Annotated in this window: 5 protein-coding genes and 1 pseudogene; 1 reads left to right on the top strand and 5 read right to left on the bottom strand. The window is 41.9% G+C overall.

Annotation, left to right across the window (positions count from 1 at the left end; translation table 11 throughout):
* Positions 1-4 precede the first annotated feature (4 nt).
* Positions 5-318 (top strand): annotated as a pseudogene (locus ACLNCN_RS02865) (tyrosine-type recombinase/integrase); the annotation flags it as partial.
* Positions 319-416: 98 nt separating this feature from the next.
* On the opposite strand, the gene rpsI reads toward ACLNCN_RS02865, so the two are convergent.
* The 5 genes from rpsI to pheT all read right to left on the bottom strand — a co-directional run.
* A complete protein-coding gene (gene rpsI, locus ACLNCN_RS02860; protein ID WP_000075964.1) occupies positions 417-809 on the bottom strand; it encodes a 30S ribosomal protein S9 in 393 nt (130 codons plus the stop codon).
* Between the two features lie 18 nt (positions 810-827).
* A complete protein-coding gene (rplM, locus tag ACLNCN_RS02855; protein ID WP_001044624.1) occupies positions 828-1,274 on the bottom strand; it encodes a 50S ribosomal protein L13 in 447 nt (148 codons plus the stop codon).
* 215 nt (positions 1,275-1,489) lie between these two features.
* A complete protein-coding gene (locus tag ACLNCN_RS02850) occupies positions 1,490-2,689 on the bottom strand; it encodes an ABC transporter permease (protein WP_045612285.1) in 1,200 nt (399 codons plus the stop codon).
* Positions 2,686-3,579, bottom strand: coding sequence for an ABC transporter ATP-binding protein (locus ACLNCN_RS02845; protein ID WP_424844570.1), 894 nt, complete (start codon positions 3,577-3,579; stop codon positions 2,686-2,688). The genes ACLNCN_RS02850 and ACLNCN_RS02845 overlap by 4 nt, the downstream gene beginning before the upstream one ends.
* 389 nt (positions 3,580-3,968) lie before the next feature.
* On the bottom strand, positions 3,969-5,727 hold a 1,759-nt coding region (gene pheT / locus ACLNCN_RS02840), incomplete at its 5' end, for a phenylalanine--tRNA ligase subunit beta (RefSeq protein ID WP_424844569.1).

The raw sequence follows: 5,727 nt of genomic DNA, 5'->3' as shown, positions 1-5,727 counted from the left end.
CTAAATCGAATCAAATACAAAATATATAGAATTATTTAAAGATATACGAAAGACAACGTGAACAGTCCCTTACATGCTTATTATCTCAATAATAAAATTAAGTCAGTCAAATGCCTTCATAAAAAGCTGGCACATGCTACACCTCATAAATTACGACATACAGGAGCGACACTTGCAAAACAAGCAGGACTTTCACTCGAAGCTATTTCAGAAGCTTTAACTCACAGTGATAAAGAAGTAACTAAGACTTATGTCAACACAAAAGATACTGTAAATCAGACTGTTGGAGATACTGCATTTCGTAGTCTAAAAAAATGATGGGGTGAATTTGGGGATGAACTCTTGATTTTTAGACAAAAAAAGACATCCAAGAGAAAATTCTTGAATATCTGTAAACGTTGATAGTATCGTATTGATTAACGTTTTGAGAATTGTGAAGCTTTACGAGCTTTCTTAAGACCTGGTTTCTTACGTTCAACTTTACGTGAGTCACGTGTAAGAAGTCCTGCGCGTTTCAATGAATCGCGGAAGTCTGGGTCTACTTGAAGAAGGGCACGAGCGATACCGTGACGGATAGCTCCTGATTGACCAGCGTATCCACCACCTACAACGTTAACGAAAACGTCGTATGAACCTGCAGTTGAAGTAACTGCGAATGGTTGGTTGATTACAAGACGAAGGTCAGCGTGTGGGATGTACTCTTCAACATCTTTTTTGTTAACAGTGATTTTACCAGTTCCTGGAACAAGGCGAACGCGTGCAACAGCGTTTTTACGACGTCCAGTACCTGCATATTGTGCTTGTGACATACTTTATTGTTCCTTTCCTTAGATAAGTCCTGAAATGTCAAGAACTTCTGGTTGTTGTGCAGCGTGAGTGTGCTCAGCTCCAACAAATACTTTCAACTTCATACCTTGAGCGCGTCCAAGAGTATTGTGTGGAAGCATACCTTTAACTGATTTCTCGATCAAACGTACTGCATTTTTAGAACGAAGTTCACCTGCAGAGATTTGTTTCAATCCACCTGGGTGGTTTGAGTGAGTGTAATAGATTTTATCAGTTGCTTTTTTACCAGTCAATTTAACTTTTTCAGCATTGATAACAATTACAAAGTCACCTGTATCAGTGTGTGGTGTAAATGTTGGTTTGTTTTTTCCGCGAAGTACGCTAGCAACTACTGCAGAAAGACGTCCAAGTGGTACATCAGTTGCGTCAACTACGTACCATTTACGTTCAACTTGGCCTGGTTTAGCCATAAATGTTGTTTTGTTCATGATTTCTCCTATATATAGTTCGATTTTTGTTTACGGTGATGGGTGTTCCTTCCCATCGAAAAGTATTTGGAAGGTTCCGGGGCCTTTCAAATGGGGTAAACAATACCGCCTACTATAATACCAAATTTCACCCCTAAAAGTCAATAGATATGAAAAATATTTTTCTGAATTCCACTCTTTTTATCTCTAAAAAACCTCGCTTTCGCGAGGCTCTTCTATTTATAAGATAAGGCACGTTTAAAGGTTTTCCAAGGACCTAAATCATCTGTTTGCAGAACGAGACTAGCATACATACGTCCGATAAAGACTGTTGCCGTTACTGCAAAAGCAATCGTAATAGCAAGCGAAATCCAAGCTTCTAACCCATTTGCATAACCATTAATAGCTCTAAACGGCATGAAGAAAGTCGAAATAAAGGGAATATATGAACCAATCTTCAAGATGAGATTGTCACCAGCTGCACCTAGAGCTGTAACTCCAAAAAAACCACCTATAATCAAAATCATCAAAGGCGACAAGGCTTTTCCTGAGTCCTCAGGACGAGAAACCATAGAACCTAGGAAGGCTGCTAAAACAACGTACATAAAGAGGCTAACCAAGACAAACAATAAGGTGTTGAGCGAGAAAGCCTCTCCTATATGGTTTAAAATACCAGATTGTGCCAAGATTGGTAGGTCCTTAAAGAGAAGAATGGCAGCAAGTCCACCCACGACGTAAATGCCAATATGGGTCAAAATCACAAGAAGCAGAGCCAGCATGCGAGCGTAGAAATAATGACTAGCTCGGATACTAGAGAAGACCACCTCCATAATTTTGGTTCCTTTCTCGCTAGCCACTTCCTGGGCAGTGACACTAGCATAGGTAATCAAAATCATATAAAGGAAGAAACCAAGCCCTGCGGCCGCAATGGTTTGAACAATTTTTTTGTTTTCCTTGGATTCATCAATCTTCTCCGTAAAGTCAACGGTTTGACTCAGGCGCTTTTCCTGCTCTTGGGACAAATTAGCAGCCGAGCGATTGAGTTGAGCTTGAAGCTCATTGAGTTTATTGGTTACTGCTAGCTTGATGCCTGTTTCAAGAGAGGTTTCACCATGATAGACGGCCTTGAAGACGCTGTCCTCTTGATCAATCGTTAGATAACCCTTGATTTTTTCATCCTTGATAGCAGCTTGGGCACTGGCTTCATCCTGATAATCAAAGTTGATACCATTGGTACTCTTGAGCCCATCTTCCACAGATGGCACAGTTGTTACTACTGCTATCTTACTATTCTTGGCCATAGAAGACCCTTGGAGATAGCCGATTCCTACAGATAAGGCTAAAAAGAGGAACGGCGAAATCACCATAAAGAAGAAACTCCACGATTTGACATGTCGAAGATAGGTTTCCTTCATTACAACCCACATATTTCTCATACTTCCACCCCTGATTCTAGTTTAAAGATTTCATCAATTGTTGGCGCTTGTTGGTCAAAGGTTGCGATATATTGCCCTTGAGTCAAGATTGGGAAGAGTTCCCTTCCAGCGCTCTCATCATCTAAAATCAATTTCCAACTGCCTTGTTTGGTCAAGCTCACCTGTTTGACATGAGGAAGGTTTTCCAATTCTTCCTTGCTTCGTTCACTTGAAACAAAAAGACGCGTTTTCCCGTATTGATTTCGGACATCCTGAACTGGTCCATGCAAGACCACACGGCCATCTCGAATCATGAGAATATCGTCACAAAGCTCCTCTACGTTGGTCATGACATGATCAGAAAAGATAATGGTTGCTCCACGCTCTTTTTCCTGAAAAATGACTTGCTTGAGCAATTCAGTATTAACTGGGTCCAAGCCACTGAAAGGCTCATCCAAGATAATCAAGTCTGGTTCATGAATCAGAGTAATAATGAGCTGAATCTTCTGCTGATTTCCTTTTGACAGACTCTTGATTTTATCAGTCAGCTTCCCTTTCACTTCCAACCTCTTCATCCATTGAGGGAGTTTTTCCTTGACCTCCTTGGCATCCATGCCTTTTAGAGTCGCCAAATAGCGAACTTGTTCAAGGACTGTCAATTTAGGCATGAGACTACGTTCTTCAGGCAGATAGCCAATCCGAGCATAGGTCTCTTGACGAATATCCTGATTATCTAGACTGATTTCTCCCTGGTATTCTAAAAATTTCAAAATACTGTGGAAAATCGTTGTTTTACCAGCACCATTTTTTCCGACTAGCCCCAAAATACGACCTGGTAGCGCTTGAAAATCAATACCAAACAAAACTTGCTTGGGTCCAAAACTTTTCTCTAGACTTCTTACTTCTAGCATCTTTCACCTCCGAAATGTCTTGCACTCATTATACTCCTTTTTGATAGCCTTTACAATGCTTTCCGTCCATTTTTATAAGACTAATGCTATGTAAAATATGGCCTGGAGCACTTTTATACTCAATGAAAATCAAAGAGCAAACTAGGAAGCTAGCCGTAGGCTGCTCAAAGCACTGCTTTGAGGTTGTAGATAGAACTGACGAAGTCAGTAACATATATACGGCAAGGCGAAGCTGACGTGGTTTGAATTTGATTTTCGAAGAGTATTAGTGATAAATCCATTATACAGTAGCAAACTTAATTTATCCACTCTGTTCCTCAACTGTCTATTTTTGATCCTGAATTGTTATTTGAAAAGCAAAAATCCACCCCGGAGGATGGATTGATGAGTTAACGCACTTCTGCATTCACTTTTTCTTCAAGTGATGCTTGGATTTTTTCCATGTAGCGTGCAACTTCTTCGTCCGTTAAGCTATCTTCTGGATTTTGGAAGATCAAGCTATAAGCCATTGACTTCATACCAAGTCCCAATTTTTCGCCTGAGAAGACGTCAAAGAGTTTGATATCTGTCAAACGTTTCACGCCGGCAGCTTGGATAGCGTCCACAACTTCTTGATGAGTGACTTCTGCCTTGAGGAGAAGGGCAACATCACGGCTAACTGCTGGGAATTTAGTAATTTCTACAAATGGAGTAGCTGGTTGAAGGGCAGTTTCGATGGCTGAAAGGTTGAGCTCAGCCACATACGTTTCTGGAATATCGTAAGCCTTGGCAGTGACTGGATGCACTTGGCCAAGGAAACCAAGAACTTGGTCACCGAGTGAAATGACTGCTGTACGACCTGGATGAAGGCTAGCGATTTCAGATATTGCTGTATAAGTTACTTGGAGTCCCAAGCGAGTAAATAGGGCTTCAAGGATTCCCTTAGCATAGAAGAAATCAACTGGAACTGCTGCTGTTTGGAAATCTTTTTCAGCAACCAATCCTGTCAAGGCAAAGGCAAAACTGTTGATTTCATTTGGAAGTTCTTCTTTTGGATTACCTGTTTGTTCAAAGACTTTCCCAATCTCGTAAAGGGCCAAGTTTTTATTCTTACGAGCTACGTTATAAGCCACCGTATCAAGGATACCTGAGATCATATTTTGACGGAGGACTGAACGGTCCACGGTCATTGGCCACATGAGTTCAGTAAGGTTACTTGGTTGAGCCGTAAACTCAACTGCTTTTTCAGGAGTTGTTAGAGCGTAGGTGATGATTTCTGTCAAACCTGCCCCTTCAGCAATGGTACGAACTTGACGACGCAATTTTTGTGTCGCAGTCAATTCACCAGCTGTACCGTCATCTTTTGGAAGACTAGTTGGCAAGCGATCATATCCATAGATACGAGCAATTTCTTCAAAGAGGTCCGCTTCGATGGTGATATCCCAACGGCGACGTGGGACGCTGACTGTAAAGCTATCTGCATTTCCAGAAAGGCCAAATCCAAGACGACGGAAGACGTCTTCTACATCAGCATAAGAAAGCTCAGTTCCGAGGACACGGTTAACATCAGCAAGAGTTGAAGAAACTTCCACATCAGAGGTATCAAGCTCACCCGCTGAAACGATGCCCTTACGCACCGTCGCACCTGCAAGTTCTGCAATCATGTTAGCTGCCGCATCAAGGGCTTCGTTAACAGTTGCCACATTGATACCTTTTTCAAAGCGAGAAGACGACTCAGAACGAAGGTTGAGACGACCACTAGTCTTACGAATTGATTTGCCATTGAAAACAGCAGCTTCAAGGACGACACGACTAGATTTCTCAGAGATTTCTGTTGCTTGACCGCCCATAACACCTGCAAGGGCTACTGGCTTGTCTGCGACAGTGATGACTAGGTCATTTGTTTCCAAGTCACGTTCTTCACCATCCAAGGTCACCAATTTTTCATCAGCACGCGCTTCACGCACACGGATGTCAGTACCTTCAAAGGTATCCAAGTCAAAGGCGTGCATTGGTTGACCAAAGTAGAGCAGGATGTAGTTGGTCACGTCCACTACGTTATTAATAGGACGGATGCCTTCGTTCATGAGGAGATTTTGCAACCATTGTGGACTTGGTGCGATAGTCACATTGTCCAAGATACGAGCTGCATAATAAGGCGCCTTGTCT

It is taken from the genome of Streptococcus sp. CL8.13 (genome assembly GCF_049737895.1).
Note: the sequence above shows the minus strand (reverse complement) of the source record. Positions and strands in the feature narration are given on the sequence as shown.

Bases quoted from the DNA above. Each gene is read 5' to 3' on its own strand.
- ACLNCN_RS02845 (WP_424844570.1), bottom strand. From the start codon at position 3,579: ATGCTAGAAGTAAGAAGTCTAGAGAAAAGTTTTGGACCCAAGCAAGTT.
- rpsI (WP_000075964.1), bottom strand. From the start codon at position 809: ATGTCACAAGCACAATATGCAGGTACTGGACGTCGTAAAAACGCTGTT.
- ACLNCN_RS02850 (WP_045612285.1), bottom strand. From the start codon at position 2,689: ATGAGAAATATGTGGGTTGTAATGAAGGAAACCTATCTTCGACATGTC.
- rplM (WP_001044624.1), bottom strand. From the start codon at position 1,274: ATGAACAAAACAACATTTATGGCTAAACCAGGCCAAGTTGAACGTAAA.